This window comes from Luteibacter sp. P1_D3, from assembly GCF_056406135.1.
Map to the genome: position 1 here is coordinate 42,568 of NZ_JBFUAT010000023.1, position 15,684 is coordinate 58,251.

Annotated in this window: 21 protein-coding genes and 3 tRNA genes; 17 read left to right on the forward strand and 7 right to left on the reverse strand. The window is 62.7% G+C overall.

The window, feature by feature from the left end; genetic code table 11:
- Positions 1–75 precede the first annotated feature (75 nt).
- The 9 genes from pheA to AC1DYM_RS15305 all read left to right on the forward strand — a co-directional run bounded on the left by pheA (position 76) and on the right by AC1DYM_RS15305 (position 7,513).
- Complete coding sequence (pheA, locus tag AC1DYM_RS15265; protein ID WP_046966082.1) at positions 76–1,176, forward strand: prephenate dehydratase; 1,101 nt, start codon at positions 76–78, stop codon at positions 1,174–1,176.
- The gene (gene hisC / locus AC1DYM_RS15270; RefSeq protein WP_477339715.1) at positions 1,173–2,285 is read left to right on the forward strand and encodes a histidinol-phosphate transaminase; all 1,113 of its coding nucleotides are present in this window, start codon (positions 1,173–1,175) and stop codon (positions 2,283–2,285) included. Before pheA ends, hisC begins: the two co-directional genes overlap by 4 nt.
- The gene (aroA, locus tag AC1DYM_RS15275; RefSeq protein WP_477339717.1) at positions 2,282–3,592 is read left to right on the forward strand and encodes a 3-phosphoshikimate 1-carboxyvinyltransferase; all 1,311 of its coding nucleotides are present in this window, start codon (positions 2,282–2,284) and stop codon (positions 3,590–3,592) included. Before hisC ends, aroA begins: the two co-directional genes overlap by 4 nt.
- A gap of 58 nt (positions 3,593–3,650) precedes the next feature.
- Positions 3,651–4,433: a 3-deoxy-manno-octulosonate cytidylyltransferase gene (gene kdsB, locus AC1DYM_RS15280; RefSeq protein WP_477339719.1), complete on the forward strand. Its 783-nt coding sequence runs from the start codon at positions 3,651–3,653 to the stop codon at positions 4,431–4,433.
- Positions 4,434–4,653: 220 nt separating this feature from the next.
- The gene (gene uvrC / locus AC1DYM_RS15285) at positions 4,654–6,477 is read left to right on the forward strand and encodes an excinuclease ABC subunit UvrC (RefSeq protein WP_477339774.1); all 1,824 of its coding nucleotides are present in this window, start codon (positions 4,654–4,656) and stop codon (positions 6,475–6,477) included.
- Positions 6,478–6,494: 17 nt separating this feature from the next.
- Positions 6,495–7,109 (forward strand): CDP-diacylglycerol--glycerol-3-phosphate 3-phosphatidyltransferase, encoded by a 615-nt coding sequence (pgsA, locus tag AC1DYM_RS15290; RefSeq protein WP_477339721.1) that lies wholly within the window; start codon positions 6,495–6,497, stop codon positions 7,107–7,109.
- Positions 7,110–7,147: 38 nt separating this feature from the next.
- A tRNA-Gly gene (locus tag AC1DYM_RS15295) sits at positions 7,148–7,223 on the forward strand.
- A 79-nt stretch (positions 7,224–7,302) separates the two neighbouring features.
- Positions 7,303–7,376: transfer RNA gene (locus tag AC1DYM_RS15300), tRNA-Cys, on the forward strand.
- Positions 7,377–7,426: 50 nt separating this feature from the next.
- Positions 7,427–7,513, forward strand: a tRNA-Leu gene (locus AC1DYM_RS15305).
- A gap of 94 nt (positions 7,514–7,607) precedes the next feature.
- Here AC1DYM_RS15305 and AC1DYM_RS15310 read toward each other — a convergent pair.
- On the reverse strand, positions 7,608–7,916 hold the full coding sequence (locus AC1DYM_RS15310) for a hypothetical protein (protein ID WP_477339723.1): 309 nt from the start codon (positions 7,914–7,916) through the stop codon (positions 7,608–7,610).
- A gap of 80 nt (positions 7,917–7,996) precedes the next feature.
- Positions 7,997–8,989: a hypothetical protein gene (locus AC1DYM_RS15315; RefSeq protein WP_477339725.1), complete on the reverse strand. Its 993-nt coding sequence runs from the start codon at positions 8,987–8,989 to the stop codon at positions 7,997–7,999.
- A gap of 305 nt (positions 8,990–9,294) precedes the next feature.
- Between AC1DYM_RS15315 and AC1DYM_RS15320 the strand changes: the two genes are divergently transcribed.
- The 7 genes from AC1DYM_RS15320 to AC1DYM_RS15350 all read left to right on the forward strand — a co-directional run bounded on the left by AC1DYM_RS15320 (position 9,295) and on the right by AC1DYM_RS15350 (position 12,180).
- Positions 9,295–9,615, forward strand: a complete 321-nt coding sequence (locus tag AC1DYM_RS15320; RefSeq protein WP_477339727.1) for a hypothetical protein — start codon at positions 9,295–9,297, stop codon at positions 9,613–9,615.
- Positions 9,615–9,923: a hypothetical protein gene (locus AC1DYM_RS15325; protein ID WP_477339729.1), complete on the forward strand. Its 309-nt coding sequence runs from the start codon at positions 9,615–9,617 to the stop codon at positions 9,921–9,923. Before AC1DYM_RS15320 ends, AC1DYM_RS15325 begins: the two co-directional genes overlap by 1 nt.
- A gap of 36 nt (positions 9,924–9,959) precedes the next feature.
- Complete coding sequence (locus tag AC1DYM_RS15330) at positions 9,960–10,154, forward strand: hypothetical protein (protein WP_477339731.1); 195 nt, start codon at positions 9,960–9,962, stop codon at positions 10,152–10,154.
- Positions 10,155–10,158: 4 nt separating this feature from the next.
- Positions 10,159–10,611 carry a hypothetical protein gene (locus tag AC1DYM_RS15335; RefSeq protein WP_477339732.1) on the forward strand — a complete coding sequence of 151 codons (453 nt, stop codon included), beginning with the start codon at positions 10,159–10,161 and terminating at the stop codon, positions 10,609–10,611.
- A 119-nt stretch (positions 10,612–10,730) separates the two neighbouring features.
- A complete protein-coding gene (locus AC1DYM_RS15340; RefSeq protein WP_477339734.1) occupies positions 10,731–11,021 on the forward strand; it encodes a hypothetical protein in 291 nt (96 codons plus the stop codon).
- A gap of 11 nt (positions 11,022–11,032) precedes the next feature.
- Positions 11,033–11,425, forward strand: a complete 393-nt coding sequence (locus AC1DYM_RS15345) for a hypothetical protein (RefSeq protein ID WP_477339736.1) — start codon at positions 11,033–11,035, stop codon at positions 11,423–11,425.
- A 119-nt stretch (positions 11,426–11,544) separates the two neighbouring features.
- Complete coding sequence (locus tag AC1DYM_RS15350) at positions 11,545–12,180, forward strand: outer membrane protein (protein ID WP_477339738.1); 636 nt, start codon at positions 11,545–11,547, stop codon at positions 12,178–12,180.
- 52 nt (positions 12,181–12,232) lie between these two features.
- Here the strand turns inward: AC1DYM_RS15350 and AC1DYM_RS15355 are convergent, their stop codons facing one another.
- On the reverse strand, positions 12,233–12,625 hold the full coding sequence (locus tag AC1DYM_RS15355; protein ID WP_477339740.1) for a Rap1a/Tai family immunity protein: 393 nt from the start codon (positions 12,623–12,625) through the stop codon (positions 12,233–12,235).
- A 72-nt stretch (positions 12,626–12,697) separates the two neighbouring features.
- Between AC1DYM_RS15355 and AC1DYM_RS15360 the strand changes: the two genes are divergently transcribed.
- The gene (locus AC1DYM_RS15360) at positions 12,698–12,979 is read left to right on the forward strand and encodes a hypothetical protein (protein ID WP_477339742.1); all 282 of its coding nucleotides are present in this window, start codon (positions 12,698–12,700) and stop codon (positions 12,977–12,979) included.
- Here the strand turns inward: AC1DYM_RS15360 and AC1DYM_RS15365 are convergent.
- From AC1DYM_RS15365 to AC1DYM_RS15380, 4 genes are all read right to left on the reverse strand, one after another.
- Positions 12,948–13,358: a low affinity iron permease family protein gene (locus AC1DYM_RS15365; protein ID WP_477339744.1), complete on the reverse strand. Its 411-nt coding sequence runs from the start codon at positions 13,356–13,358 to the stop codon at positions 12,948–12,950. The genes AC1DYM_RS15360 and AC1DYM_RS15365 overlap by 32 nt on opposite strands.
- Before the next feature lie 126 nt (positions 13,359–13,484).
- Positions 13,485–13,823 carry a hypothetical protein gene (locus AC1DYM_RS15370; RefSeq protein ID WP_477339745.1) on the reverse strand — a complete coding sequence of 113 codons (339 nt, stop codon included), beginning with the start codon at positions 13,821–13,823 and terminating at the stop codon, positions 13,485–13,487.
- 87 nt (positions 13,824–13,910) lie between these two features.
- Positions 13,911–15,272 (reverse strand): cation:proton antiporter, encoded by a 1,362-nt coding sequence (locus tag AC1DYM_RS15375; RefSeq protein WP_477339747.1) that lies wholly within the window; start codon positions 15,270–15,272, stop codon positions 13,911–13,913.
- A 47-nt stretch (positions 15,273–15,319) separates the two neighbouring features.
- Positions 15,320–15,550 carry a hypothetical protein gene (locus tag AC1DYM_RS15380; RefSeq protein ID WP_477339749.1) on the reverse strand — a complete coding sequence of 77 codons (231 nt, stop codon included), beginning with the start codon at positions 15,548–15,550 and terminating at the stop codon, positions 15,320–15,322.
- Positions 15,551–15,684 lie beyond the last annotated feature (134 nt).

A 15,684-nucleotide genomic window follows, 5' to 3' on the forward strand; every position in this document is an offset into this window, starting at 1 on the left:
GGGGTCACCGCACTGCAGCATGGCAGTTGCGGTGGTAACCGTTTCATTTGCAACCACTTAGCCGCCTGGACGTCCATGAGTAAGACCCCTGCCGACAAACAAGCCACGCTCGTCGAAGCGCGTACGCGCATCGACAGCATCGACCAGCAACTGCAGTCGCTCATCAGTGAGCGTGCCCGTTGGGCCCAGCAGGTCGGCCGGGCCAAGGGCCCGTTGAAGGCGGCGGTGGAGTATTACCGACCCGAACGGGAAGCGCAGGTGTTGCGCGGTGTGATCGATCGCAACGATGGCCCGTTGCCGAACGCCGAACTGGTACGACTGTTCCGCGAGATCATGTCGTCCTGCCTTTCGCAGCAGCAGCCGTTGAAGATCGGCTTCCTCGGTCCCGAGGGCACCTTCAGTGAGCAGGCGGTGCGCAAGCATTTCGGACACGCCGCGTACGGCCTGCCGCTGGGCAGCATCGAGGAAGTGTTCCAGGAAGTGGCTGCCGGCAACGCCGATTTCGGCGTGGTGCCGGTGGAGAACTCGGGGCAGGGCATGATCCAGATGACCCTGGACATGTTCCTCGTGTCCAAGGCGACCATCTGTGGTGAGGTGGAGTTGCGTGTCCACCAGAACCTGCTCTCGCTCAGTGGCGAACTGAAGGACGTCAAGCGCGTGTACTCGCATCCGCAGTCGCTGCAGCAGTGCCAGGCGTGGCTGCGCGTGAACCTGCCGGATGCCGAGCGCGTACCGGTATCGAGCAACGCCGAAGCCGCGCGCATGGCGCGCCTTGCGCCGGAATCCGCGGCGATCGCCGGTGAGACGGCGGGTCGCGTCTACGGCCTGAAGACCATCGCCGGACCGATCGAGGATCGCTCGGACAACACCACGCGCTTCCTCGTCATCGGCCGTTCGATTTTTCCGCCCTCGGGCAACGATCGCACGTCGCTGCTCGTGTCGGTGAAGGACAAGCCCGGTGCGCTCTACGACGTACTCAGCCCGCTCGCACGCCATGACATCAGCATGAATCGCATCGAATCGCGCCCGGCACACACCGGTAAGTGGCAGTACGCCTTCTTCATCGACGTGTCCGGTCATGTGGACGATGCCGCGCTGCAGGCGGCACTCGACGAGATGAAACCGGCCGCCGCGGATGTCCGCGTGCTCGGCTCCTACCCTGTCGCCTTGCCATGACCGCCGCGTTCGATGCGGCCACGCTCGCCAACCGGGCGACGTCGGCCCTGCGTGCGTACGATCCCGGTCATGACCTTCCGGCACTGCGCCTGCAGTTCGGTGCCGTGTTGTCCGAATTGGGTTCCAACGAGAACCCGTTGGGCCCCAGCCCGCTCGCCATGCGCGCCGCGACACGTGTCCTGGAAGACATCTGGCGCTATCCCGATCCGCTTGGCGCGGCGCTGAAGCACCGCTTGTCGAGCGAACTCGGTGTGCCGGTCTCCGGCATCACGCTGGGTAACGGCTCGCATGAGTTGCTGATGCTGCTGGCGCAGTGCTTCGCGGATGCCGACCACCCGGTCGTGCATTCGCAGTACGGCTTCGCGGTGTTTCCGATCGCCGCGGCCGCGGCTGGCGCGCCCTCCGTCGCCGTGTCGGCCTTGCCTGCCGATCATCCGGAGGCACCGTATGGCCACGACCTCGATGCGATAGCGGCCGCGGTGACGCCGTCGACGCGATTGGTCTACCTCGCCAATCCGAACAACCCGACGGGCACCTGGTTCACCGACGCCGCACTCGAGGATTTCCTCGGCAAGGTGCCGGCGCATGCGCTCGTCGTCGTCGATGAGGCGTACCACGAATACGTGGATGCCGCGGGTCTGAGCACGGCGATGCACCTGCTCGGCCGTTTTCCGAATCTCATCGTCACGCGCACGTTTTCCAAGGCGTATGCGCTGGCGGGCCTGCGTATCGGTTACATGCTCAGTCATCCGTCCGTGGCCGCCGTGTGCGAGCGCCTGCGTGAGTCGTTCAACGTCAACGGTGTCGCACTGGCGGCGGCGGAAGCGTCGCTTGGCGATCATGAGCATCGCGCGCGCGTCCGCGAAACCAATCATCGTGACCGCGCATGGCTGGCCGATGAGCTCGCCGCCCGTGGCCTCCGTGTGCTGCCTTCGCAAACCAACTTCCTGCTCGTCGACCTCGGTCGCGACGCCGCCGCCTTCGAAGCGCATCTTTTCGAACGTGGCGTGATCGTCCGTCCGATGGGCGGTTACCGCCTGCCGCACACCGTGCGGATCAGTGTCGGTAGTCGTGCCGAGCTGCAACGTCTTCTGGAGAACCTGCCATGACCCGCCTGGATTGGCTGAGTCGCGCCGCTGTCTGTGCCTTGCGTGGTGATGTCATCGTGCCCGGTGACAAGTCCGTTTCGCATCGCGCCCTGATGTTCGGCGCACTGGCGGAAGGCACGTCGCATATTCGTGGCTTCCTCGAGGGCGAGGACACGCGCGCCACCGCGGCCATCCTCGGGAAGCTCGGCGTGCGTTTCGAGACACCGGCACCGGGCGAGCGTCGGGTCCATGGCGTGGGCCTGCACGGGTTGCGCGGTACGACCGAGCCACTCGACTGCGGCAACGCGGGTACGGGGATGCGCCTGCTCGCGGGGTTGCTGGCGGGCCAGGCTTTCGACGCGACCCTGGTCGGCGACGAGTCGCTGTCGCGCCGGCCCATGCGCCGCGTGACCGATCCGCTCGCCACGATGGGTGCGTCGATCGACACGGACGATGGCAGGCCGCCGCTTCGTATCCATGGCGGTGCGAAGCTCAAGGGCATCACGTACCACCCGCCCGTCGCCAGTGCGCAGATCAAGTCGGCACTGTTGCTGGCCGGCCTGTACGCCGAGGGCAAGACGGAAGTTATCGAGCCGCACCCGACGCGCGACTACACCGAAAGCATGCTCAAGGCCTTCGGCTGGCCGATCGAGTATTCGCCGGGCAAGGCGACGGTCGAAGGCGGGCATACGTTGCACGCTGTCGACGTGGACGTGCCGGCGGACATCTCCTCGGCGGCGTTCTTCATCGTCGCGGCGTGCATCGTGCCCGGTTCGGAGCTTCGCCTGAAAGGCGTGGGCCTGAATCCGCGTCGCACCGGTCTGCTGGCTGCGCTCGAACTGATGGGCGCCGACATCTCGGTGGAGAACGAGCGGAGCAGTGGCGGTGAAGACATCGGCGATCTCGTCGTCCGTTATCGCCGATTGCATGGCGTGGCGTTGCCACTGGATATCGTGCCGGACATGATCGACGAGTTCCCCGCGCTGTTCGTCGCCGCCGCAGTGGCCGACGGCCTGACCACCATCCGTGGCGCCGCCGAACTGCGTGTGAAGGAATCGGATCGGATCGCCAGCATGGCCGCGGGTCTGCAGGCCTGTGGCGTGAAGATCGACGAGCTGCCGGATGGCGCCATGATCCAGGGCGGTACGATCGGCGGCGGCGTGATCGACAGCCACGGCGATCACCGCATCGCCATGAGTTTCGCCATCGCCGGCCTCGTGGCCTCGGCACCGATCACTATCGGTGACTGCGCCAACGTCGCCACCTCGTTCCCGGGCTTTATGGAGCTGGCGAACGGCGTGGGTTTCCAGCTGGAAAGGGCAGGCTGATACATGGCCCCCGTCGCGGGAAGGCGTTAGGCTTTGCCTTCCTGTTACGGATGTCGTCATGGTCTCCAAGATCCCACCGTTCGTCGTCGTGGTGCCCGCGCGCTTCGGCTCGACCCGCCTGCCGGGCAAGCCCCTGCTGAAGATCGATGGCGAGTCGATGATCCGGCGCGTCGCCGAACGGGCGGGGCTCGCCGGTGCCGCACAGGTGGTGGTGGCGACGGACGACGATCGTGTGGCGCGGGAGTTGCGCGGCTGCGGTGACATCCTGGTCTGCATGACCCGGGAGGATCACGCCTCGGGCAGTGACCGTATCGCCGAGACCGCCAGCAATTTTGGCTGGCCCGAAGACACCATCGTGGTCAACCTTCAGGGCGACGAGCCCTTTGCGCCGGCTGCGGGCATCCGCGCCGTCGTCGCCACGCTGGCGGGCGACGAGGCCCCCATGGCCACGCTGGCCACGCCGATCACCCATGCCGACGAATTCTTCGATCCGAACATCGTCAAGGTGGTCCGCGCCAGCAATGGCCGCGCGCTGTATTTCACCCGGTCGCCGGCGCCCTGGGCGCGGGATCCCTTCGCCCAGAGCCGGGACAGCCTCCCGACGGACGTGCCCTTCCTGCGTCACATCGGCATCTACGCCTACCGTGCGGGCTTCCTGCGCCGGCTGGCGGCCCTGCCGAGAACGCCCCTGGAGCGTGCGGAATCGCTGGAACAGCTGCGCGCCCTGGAGCACGGCTACGCCATCTCGGTCCAACTGACCCCGGAGCCGTTTCCACCGGGCATCGATACCCCCGAGGACCTGGTGCGGGCCGAGCGGTGGTTGGCCTCCGGCGGCCATTGAGTTGGGTCGGAATTCCCCTACAGCCGAGCGAGGGCTCGCCCGACGCCCGTAGACGGCCGGCGCCGGGCGCGTGGCCACGGGCAAGCCCTTAATCTATCCCTGTCGCCACTGTCATCCCCCAAGGACGGCGACAGCCCACGGAAGGTCGGCGCCGGCATGGACTCCACCCCATGCCGGCGTTTTCGCGTCTGGTCGGCGCCGACACGCTAAAATGCCGGACATGGAGCACACCGAGTCGCATCCGTTCGACGGCAAGGCCTTCGTCCGACACCTCACCACCTCGCCAGGCGTCTACCGCTATTTCGATGCGGAAGACGAGCTGCTGTACGTCGGTAAGGCGGCGAACCTCAAGAAGCGCGTCAGCAACTACTTCCTCAAGCCACCGATGGATCCGCGTATCGCCTCGATGGTGTCGCAGATCGCGCGGGCGGAAGTCACCCTGACGCGTACCGCGGGCGAGGCGCTGCTGCTCGAATCCCAACTGATCAAGTCGCTCAAGCCGCGCTACAACATCGTGCTGCGCGACGATAAGAGTTATCCGTACATTTATCTGTCGGGGGGCGAGGACTATCCGCGCCTCGGCTTCCATCGCGGTGCGAAGACGGGGCCGGGGCGCTATTTCGGGCCGTATCCGAGCACCTTCGCGGTGCGCGAGAGCCTTGGGCTGATGCAGAAGCTGTTCAAGGTGCGTCAGTGCGAGGACAGTTACTTCCGCAATCGCTCGCGTCCCTGCCTGCAGCACCAGATCGGTCGCTGCAGTGCGCCCTGCGTGCGGCTCATCGACGTACCCGACTACCAGAACGACGTGCGCCATGCCGAGATGTTCCTCGAAGGCCGCAGTAGTGCGGTGATCGACGAGCTGGCCGTGGCAATGGACCAGGCCAGCATGGCGTTGAACTTCGAGCGCGCCGCCGCGCTGCGCGACCAGGTCTCGGCGCTGCGTAAGCTGCAGGCCCAGCACTTTGTCCAGGGCGCCAGCGCCGACATGGACGTCATCGCGTGTTGCCTGGAGGGCGGCATGGCCTGTGTGAGCGTGCTGTTCTTCCGCAACGGCGTGAGCCTGGGCTCGCGCGACTTCTTCCCGCGCCTGCCGATCGATGCCTCCGTCGGCGATGTGTTGGCGCAGTTCATCGCGCAGTACTACCTGGAGCGCCAGGTGCCGCGCGAACTGGTGCTGAGCGACCCAGTGGAAGACATCGATGTACTCGCAGGGGTCCTTTCCGATCACGCCGGTTACGTCGTCTCGCTGAAGCCCAGTGTGCGCGGCGAACGCGCGCGCTTCCTCGAAATGGCCCAGCGCAATGCCAGCGCGGCGCTCACATCACGTCTCGCCAGCCGGCATACCTTGCTGGCGCGCTTCGACGATTTGCAGAAGGTGCTCGAGCTCGAGGCACCGCCGCGACGGATCGAGTGCTTCGATATCAGTCATACGCGGGGCGAGGCCACCGTGGCCTCCTGTGTGGTGTTCGGTCCCGAAGGGCCGGAGAAATCGCATTACCGCCGTTTCAATATCGCGGGCATCACGCCCGGCGATGACTACGCCGCCATGCACCAGGCACTCACTCGCCGCTTCAAGAAAGTGGTGGAGGGCGGGGTCCGTCCCGACATCCTGCTGATCGACGGCGGTATGGGGCAGGTGGGTCAGGCTGTGGACGTCCTGCGCGAGCTGGGTGTGGAAGGCATTCGCGTGGTCGGCGTGGCGAAAGGTCCCGGGCGTCGCGCCGGTGAGGAGACGCTGGTCCTGGCGGAGACGGGTAAGACGCTGCATCCGGGCACGTCGTCGCCGGCCTTGCATCTGGTCGCCGCGGTTCGTGACGAAGCGCACCGTTTCGCCATCAGCGGGCACCGCCGGCGCCGTGAAGCCGCACGCGAGCGGAGTACGCTGGAAGATGTGGCTGGCGTGGGTGCACGTCGCCGCGCCGCGCTACTGAAGGCTTTTGGTGGCCTGGCCGGCGTCGAAGCGGCCGGTGTCGAAGAATTGATGAGTGTGAAGGGGATTGATCGCGGTCTCGCCGAACGCATCTATGCCATGCTTCATCCCTAAGTTGCATGCGACCGACTATGCGAATCAACCTGCCTACCTGGCTGACCCTCTTCCGCGTGCTCCTGCTCCCGGTCATGGTCGTCGTCTTCTACCTGCCATTCCGCTGGTCCAATCTCGGGGCCGCCGCGGTCTTCGTGATTGCCGGATTTACGGACTGGCTCGACGGCTACCTGGCCCGCCGGATGAACCTCACCTCGGCCTTCGGAGCGTTTCTCGACCCCGTGGCCGACAAGCTCATGGTGGCGGTGACCCTGTTCCTGTTGGTGCAGTCCCATCCGGGCGGCTGGCAGGGCGTGCTCCTGGCCGTAACCGCCTCGGTGATCGTGGGCCGTGAGATCAGTGTCAGCGCGCTGCGTGAATGGATGGCGCAGATCGGCGCGCGCTCGAAAGTGAAGGTGGCTTTCCTCGGCAAGCTGAAGACCCTGGCGCAGATGGTCGCGCTGGTGGTGCTGCTGGTCCAGCACGACACCGAGTCCCTGGCTTCGTACAACATCGGTGAGGCGCTCCTGGTCCTCGCCGGCATCTTGACCATATGGTCGGGAGTGGACTACCTGAGGGCTGCGTGGCCCAGTTTGCGCGGGGATTCAGACGACGTGAAAAAAAGTGAAAAAAAGTCGGTGCAAAGTGGTTGACACATTTCCGATCTGATTTAGAATAGCTGGACAACGACGCGGGAATAGCTCAGTTGGTAGAGCACGACCTTGCCAAGGTCGGGGTCGCGAGTTCGAGTCTCGTTTCCCGCTCCATGTAATTCTACAAAACCTCGGACCTCCGAGGTTTTGTTTTTTAAGCGCTTCGCGGTTACTCTCGCGCTGCGCAAGCGATGGCCGGGTGGCAGAGTGGTCATGCAGCGGACTGCAAATCCGCGTACGCCGGTTCGATTCCGACCTCGGCCTCCATCGCATTTTGAAGGCGCATCCGTTTCCGCGGTTGCGCCTTTTTTCTTTCCGCCCGGATGGCGAAATCGGTAGACGCAAGGGACTTAAAATCCCTCATCCGCAAGGGTATGTCGGTTCGAGTCCGACTCCGGGCACCATGTCGCGGTCACTGAGGCCGAAACTTGCTTCGGCGAGATTCTTCGCATCGAAGGGTGAGGGTGGCGATAAAGTCCACCCTCCGGAACGCTATCGTTACTGGGCGGAAACCGTATTGGCGGTGCAGATGCCGTTGACGTCCATATCATAGGTCAGCGCGACAAGTGCGCCGCGTGCTTGGGCTGACAGCAGCACAGCCATCATTCCCTTGGCGTTGGGCTGGCTAAGGTCGGGCAAATAGACGGTGCCGAACTTGCAGGGCTGCGAGAGAACAGGCGCGACCTGGACATAGCCCGTGCCTTGYGATCCCAGTGAGACGATAGTGCGGTTAACGTCCGAAGCAGCGAATGYATGTGCTGAGGCGAATAGACTCATAAGAGCGATAGCAATGGTGGCAGTCTTCATGGGATTCCCCTTGGCTTCTGTATGGGTATGGAGCGAGTTGTCTTCCGAGCTCCGTTGATCTGAAAGCGAGGCGGATCGCGTTAGTTGTCGAGCAGGTAATTGACCGCCGCGTTTATGTTTGTCGGCTTGCCGCAAAACCACTTGTCGGCGATCGAAGAGCTGCACTGCAGATCTGTGATCTGGTGTCCCTCTGCCGTGTACGTGGCTCTCAGGGAAGGTATGTCGCGCACTCCGAGACAAGGGGCCGACCCTGAAGCTTCACTACCCGAGAACCACGCGAACGGTGCCAACCAAACGACCGAAGGATCGTTGCTCATTGCATCCAAGAATGCTGTTGGATCATTCTTAGTAACGTCCTTGCACCCGGTTTGCGCTCCCGGGAGGATGATGTATCTCTTCCCCGGAACGGCGGCCTTGAAGGAGGCGAAGTCATTCTTCCACTTGTTTCCATCGTCGGGGTAGTAGTCAAATCCCACCCAATCGAGCAACTTCGCCCCTTGCGTAAAGTTGTTCGCGTTCCGGCTCAGTACCGAGGCAATGGGGACGGTGGCAGTAAACGGGTTTTGCCTAAGGATAGATACGCCGCCCTGGAAGGTTGGATTTGCCGCTCCGCCAGAATCGTTAAGACACGAGTTTTCGCTGTTCGGTTCATCCGAGATGTATATGGCGACTAAAGTGCTTCTCGCCGCGTCGCCAGGAATGAGGTAGCCCTGGTCAACCATTTTCTGGGCGAAATCCGCCCAGTTTGCCGCGCCGGTAGGATCGGGGGTCGAGCAGGCTCCATTCACTTGAAAGATGARTGGTGCGCCAGGAACCATCGCATGAACGTGCGCGGCTTTGGCCAATGATAGTTGGCCGAGAATGTAGGCTTCAGAGATGGCACGATCTCCCGGCGTATTTCCCGGCTGGGATCCCAAGATTGTGTAGAGGTTGATGTGGTCCTTCATTTCAGAAAATGCTGGTGGAGCGCCTGGAGTGATTCCGTCACCGCCGAAATAGCCAAAAAATTTTGTGGTTTGCGCGGAAGCTACTGGTGGCGCCAATAGGCACGCGAGAAGGAGTAGTTTCTTCATCTGCAGAGATGCTCTTGCGTGAGGGCAGGCGCGACCGAACTGCCGACGACGAGCGCGGCTCGTTTCATACGTTTCCCCTGATAGTGGGCGCCCCATGCATCGAAGAGGCGAGGGCATCATGAGTACCGTCTCGGCGGTAATTCTGTAGGGTGGCTCTGAACTTTCTGTAGTCCTTTCCCTACACAGCTCCAGGCGTGATTCACGTCACGTTCGCGTTATCTTGCGACTGGCCGCCGTTGTCCTACAGACACGGCTTGGTCTGTTGCTCAGACTCGTCAGCGTATCTGGGTCAACTTGGTGAGGTCATGTCGACGGACGAAAACACGCACTATTCCCCCATCGATGGGGGTTCCCTGTTTCGATTTCATTCCGCTAAAGGAGTGATCTCTCACACCTGCGACCGATGTGGGACTTTAGCTTGGGCGATCATGAATGATGATGCGTCAGCACCGACGGCTGCGTTGCCCTCGGCGCTAGATCAGACCAAAGCAAATGTCGATCTCTTCCTGCCGCTCATTGTTATGACCTGCATGAACTGCGGAAATGTTTGGTTTACAAATCGGCAGTTGTACGACTACTGGTTGAAGAACGGCAACGAACCTCTCCCGCCGGAGGGAATTCGCTGATGGGAACGGTCCACGATCTCAAAGGATCAAAATATCGACCACCTGTTGACGGTGGCGGGGACGGGCCCCACGATGGTGGTATGAACCCGAGAGTTGACCGCCTGGAAAGAGTCGTCGAGCGAATTGATGGCGATCTCACTAACATCAAGGTTTCGATCGGACGGATCGAGACACAGATGGCACATGTGGCGACGAAGGCCTGGGTCATGGGGGGCGCGATGGCCGTGATGGTGGCATTGGTAGGAGGATTCTGGTGGATCGCCCAGCAATACCTCGCCCCCATTCTCGCCGCTTCTGGCGCGCGCTGAACGCGTCGAATCAATTTGGTCTAAGGAGTGTCATCCATGCGCCTTCTTGCCTGCTTGTGCGTCGTGTTCTGTCTTTCGGCCTGCGCCACGGCGTCGCCCAACTGGGCTGACGATCGTCCCCCCGTCGGTGTGCAGGGCTCCAAGCCCATGTGCTCATCGGGCCCCGGCGGCAAGACCGCTGCGTGCGCCACGGCGATTCTCGAAAACACGGCCATCCAGTCAAAGAAGTAAATCCATGGCAGCGACACCTGATCAACTACATCCGCTTCTGGCCTATTGCATGGATTTCGCCCACACCATGCTCAAGGACGCCGGGGAGTTCTTTCCGTTCGGCGCGACACTGTCGCCCGATGGCGACCTGGCCGCTGTCGGAGGTTGGGACGGCGATGAGATGCCCAAAAGCCAGGAAATGTATCAACTGATGGCCGGTGCATTCCTCGCAGCGGTAGGGGAGGGGAGAGTCATTGGTGTCGCGCTTGCGGCTGACGTAAACATTCCGGATCGATACAACTCGCCGGTGAAGGACGCACTTCGTGTGCAGCTGGAAGCGCCGGGCTTTGCTCGCTTCATATACGTGCCCTACGAGCTCCTGGCGCCGAGTCTGACGGTCGCCGAACCCACCTGGGTCATGCACGAACCCTTCGGGGTTGAGATCAAGCCGATCTTCTTTCCGGCCACGGAAGACTGAGTTCAGTCCTCAGGCGCTATCGACAGGCTCTCAATCCATAGATACCATCGCAAAAACTTGCTGCCGGTGGCGCTCTATGGGGAGGCGCCGGTCACCCAACGCTCCTTCAAGGAATGATTATGCGTCAGGCACACCTTGCGGTCCTTCTCCTGCTCGCGCTAGCCCTTGGAGGGTGTCGCCGGCACTACTCAGAAGCCGAATGCCAGCAAGTCGTGGGGGCCAGCGAAGCGGTTCTGAAGGACATTACCGAGTCGGCCTCACCGCTGTCCTCATCCGAGCGAGAAGACGCGATGAAACGCTGCCTGAAGGATGAGCGCCGGGACAAAGCCTTCATCAAGTGCCTTAACAAAGGCAGCGGCTCGGCAAAGGACGCAGCTCAGTGCATACGCGAGCACAACCAGCGCCACTAAGGATGCCTGTCGTGATAAATCTCAGGCTGGTTTTCATCGGCTTGCTCGCCTTAGGTGTTTTCTCGGAAACGGGAAAAGCCACCGGCATCGTCTGGCCAGAGTTGCCCAAAGACTGCTTCGTTCGTGCTCGTCCTGCTACATCGGCGGACATGAAGAAAGGCTGCGCGGCATTCGCTATCGGTAACGCCGGCACGTCCGTTGGTACGCCCCTCGACATCAAGATCCCGCAATACGCCTGGCACGTCGACAAGGCGTCCGGAAAGAAGACGCCCGTCATCTTGATACAGGCTGAGGAAAGCTCGGGAATCAAGGCAGTGGGCTATCGGGAGGTGGACTCGCCGGGGCTAGGGGCTGCATTACTGACTGAAATGATTCTGCTGGGCGGCGATAAGCCCGGACAATAAGGGGTCATTGCTGAAGCTCGTCGTTGACTACGGTCGCACCGTCTTACGGCTAGAATGCGACCGCCCCAAGGGTCTCGCCGGCCAGTTGGCCGGGGGTCGAATCAGGAACAGGGAAATTCATGAAGAACGTTCTGTTACTCGCCGCTGCCATCGCGGCACTCTCCGCCTCCGCCGCCGTGTATGCGGATAGCCAGGGGGCCTTCGTCCAGGCGAACGTCGGACGCTCCAGTTCGGAATCCAAAGGCAGTCCCGCGTATGGCGCGCTGGGTGGCTACCGTTGGGCAGTCGATGCGCCTTTCTACCTCGGCGTCGAAGGTGGTTATGCGAATCTCAACCGCGTTCATTCCACATTCGACCAGTCGATGAGCTTTGCCGACGTTACGGGTACGCACGCGTATACGAGCCATAGCCGGATCACGTCGAAGAACGAAGCGCTGCTCCTCGGTGTGAACGGCAAGTGGGAACTCCCCGCGCAGTACTTCATCACCGCGCATGCTGGCGTCGCCCGTTACAGGAACACCATTCGCGTGCGTTCGACAGGTACGCTCGATGGTGTAGCCACGGAGGGTTTCAGTGACCATTACCGTAGCTACGACACCGACTATTACGCAGGCATCGGATTTGGTTACGACTTCAGTCCGCAGGTCAGCCTGGCCTTTACCTATGACCACTACGCTCCGCGCTACGAGGCGTACGGTTTCAAGAACAAGGTCACGTTCGATAATTATGCGGCAGGGGTGGAATTCCGCTTCTGAACCGCTGTAGCCAAGTGCCAAGAGCCTCACTCATGGCGGGGCTCAACCATAGCTACTTGGAATCTTTAAGACAGGGATAAGACGCGATCAGCGCATTGGCTACGACGTAAGTGGCGCTGATCGATCGTTCGCCAGGTTTCGCGTCAATGTGTCCGAGGACCGTTCGAGCCAGCGCGACATTCGACAGTCCGGCGGGCATGCAGCTCGTATCCTTCTTGGCCATGACGCGCGCAATCATGATGCCATCCCAAACGCCCAGAACGTAGCCTATGTTTTGGGCCATGGCGAAATCCTTGGCCTCGTCTGGAATAACCGGCTGCCTTTCAACGGAATCAACGTAGCGCTTCAGCAAAGTGTAGAGTTCTTCGCCGGTGTCGTTGGCCGCTTTGGCGGGCATCGATATCATCGCAATCGCCGCAATCAGTGTTGCTCCGATGGCTCTCATTGCTTTTCTCCCTGAGTTGCGGGTGGTTATCTGAAAGACTGCGGCGCACCTCATTCGGGAGGGGATGGAACGATGAGCGTGTCGGGGCAGCGTTTTCTGATGATCTATTGGGGCGTCCTGACGGCGGTTTTTGTCGTCACGGTAGCCAGTGGTTTTGCATCATCACCCAGGACCATGACGCTCGAGCAACTCGACGTGCAACGCATCAACCTGCGCGAGCCGGACGGAACGCTGCGCATGGTGATGAGTAGTGCAGGCACGTCGCCGGGCACCTACGTCAAGGGTGCCGGCGAACTGAAGGAGACGGACGTGTGCTCGACGGTCAAACCGTCGGCACGCCATCCTCGCCCTTGACCGAATGGCCGCTGCGCGCGAGCTCGGCGCGCCGCACGTACTCGTCGCGGATCTTGTCCAGCGATGCCTGGTCGAGGCTTTCGAGATCCATGAGTTCGTCTTTCGCGCCCTTCATCGCGCTGATGATCTCGTCGAGCTTCAAATGCACGGCGCACGAATCGCGATTCTGCGAACTCTGGATCAGGAAGACCATGAGGAACGTCACGATGGTCGTGCCGGTATTGATGACCAGCTGCCAGGTTTCGCTGTAGTGGAAGAAGGGTCCGCACGCCGCCCACACGGCGACGAGTGCCGCAGCCCCGATCGATGCCGACGGTGTTCCGGAGGCGCTCGCTGCCCAACTCGCGAGGCGGTCGAAAGGTGATTTTGAGTTAGCCATCGCGGCGCTTCCGGTGAAGTGAGGATCAGCCGGGAGATCCTCGCTCAGTCACCGTGATGTTGCCGTTGCGCGCGGGCGCCGGACACTCGAAACATCTTGCGATAATTGGCCCGTGGCGACGGTACGTCAGTCGTCGAGCGTCTCGTTGCGATGGTCTTCATCCATCCAGCCATGGCGCTTATGCATGGCCCATTCGATGTCCCGCGCGATGGGAGTGCTGATATCGGCGCCGCGCAGTAGCTCGGTCAGCACCATGCGCTTGCCGAGGCCGAGAAACGATGCCTGATTCTCGTACGAACACACACCCAGCCAGTCCAGTTCGATGAGGGCCCCGCGGAGATTCGTCCGGCGGTTCAACTGCAGGCCATCGTCGGGTGAGACGGAGCGCAGTTCGCGGCGGGGCGTGTGATTCGCCCGGTGCCGATGCGGCGCCAGGCGGGTGGACGCGGTAGTGAAATTGCCCATGGGTGGACTCTCCGGAGAGGACGCTTGGCCGTACTGCGGCCGCACCGACGAGTACGCGTGAATCCGCCGTCGCTTGCTACCGTAGTTCTACCTAATGACGACTTTTTGTCGCCGGCGCTCCAGGGCCTTTGCGCGCCACTCCATCAATGGGGTCGTGGTCATGCCATGGACGAAGATGCTGAGTGCCACGACGGTGAGGGCGATCGTCGCAAGGTCGTCGCCGTCGCGGCCTGCCAGGCCGTGGGTCAAGGCATAGGCGAGATAGTTCAGGCTGCCCAGCCCGCGGATGCCGAACCAGCCCAGGAGCAGGCGGCGCTGCCAGGGCAGCCCGTCGCGAACGGTCGATAGCCACACCGAGGCTGGCCGGATGCCCAGAAAAAGAACGAGGGCCACCAAGGCGCCGGCCCAGCTGAAGGCCGGCAGCACGGCGACGCCGACGACGAACACCAGCAGGGCACCGATCAGGCGTTCGATCGTGTCGCCGAACGAGAGGGCGTCCGAAACCACCCAGCCGACGGTTTGCACGGGGTGATCGTTGCCGGCCGTGCTGCGTTCATTGGGTCGCACGAGCAATTCCGCAGGCTCGGACGCGTTGTCCGGGACGACGTCGTCGCTGTCCGCCGAGTGCTTCCCGGCTACGTGTATTTCGACACGACGCAGGCCGACGCCGGCCGCGAAAGCGGCCAGGAAGCCGGATGCGTGCAGCAGCTCGGCGCCCGCATAGGCGAGCGCCATGATTCCCAGGGCGAGGAAATCGCTCGGCGCTACATCCCGAGTCACGTGGCGCAGATGCGTGCCCGCATGGCCGATCAGCCAGCCCATGGCGAAGCCCAGTCCGATCCCGGCCAGCCATCCCCAGGCTAGTTCGACACCTACCCAGTGAGTCCAGAGGGCGGTCCCTGTCTCCCGCGTCGTCATCAACGTCAGGGCGAGCAAAAGAAAGGGCAGGGCGGTGCCGTCGTTGAGCCCGGCTTCGCCTGAAAGGGCCACTCGGAGGGCATCGTCGTCGCGCGCGTCGTCTACGGAGACGAGGTTGGCGAGCACGGGATCGGTGGGCGACAGAATCGCGGCGAGAGCCAGTGCCAGCGGCCATGACCAGCCCAGTGCCAGGTGGGCAAGGACCGTGACCCCACCGATCGTCAGGAGCATGGCAGGCACGGCCAGTCGCGCCGCCGTCTTCCACCCGCCATGGCGGAAAGGTACGCGCAGCTTCAGCCCGGTGATGAAAAGCGAGACCACCAGCCCGGTCTCGGTCACCGCACGAAGCCAGCCCGCGTTGTCGTGATCGAAGGGCACGCGCGCGAGGCCGAGGACGGCGGGACCGACCAGGACGCCCGCTGCCAGATACACCGCAAACGATGTGATCGGACCGCGCCGTATCACCCCGGCGGCCATGGAGGTAGCCACCAGCAACACGCCGATGAAGAGGATCCACGCGAAGTAGCCCATGCACCGATGCTCGGTGCATGGCCATGAAACGGGCGCGAAGGTCAGTGTTACGGTTGGGTGCCGGTCGTCGTCGCGGGCGCGGCGCCCGGCTTGTTCGCGCACGCGGCACGGTTCAGCGCGCGGGTCGCATCCGTGTCGTCGGAGGTGGCCAGCCGGGCGAGGCAGTCGTCATAGGTGTCGTGACCGCTCGGTGCATTCAGGGCGAAGTACGCAGCGGCCACGGCGATAGCCAGGGCGATCGCAATCCAGGGCGCATAGTCGGCTAAGGTTCGGCGCATCGAAGGAGGGGCGTCAGGGCGATATCGGGCCTCATAGTGGCGCTCGATACGTGGCTTGTCGACTCCGACGTCGTGTGAGGACGTCTAGTCTCCGGCTTCACGATCTTGCCATGGCGGCAAGACGAGTCTTGAGT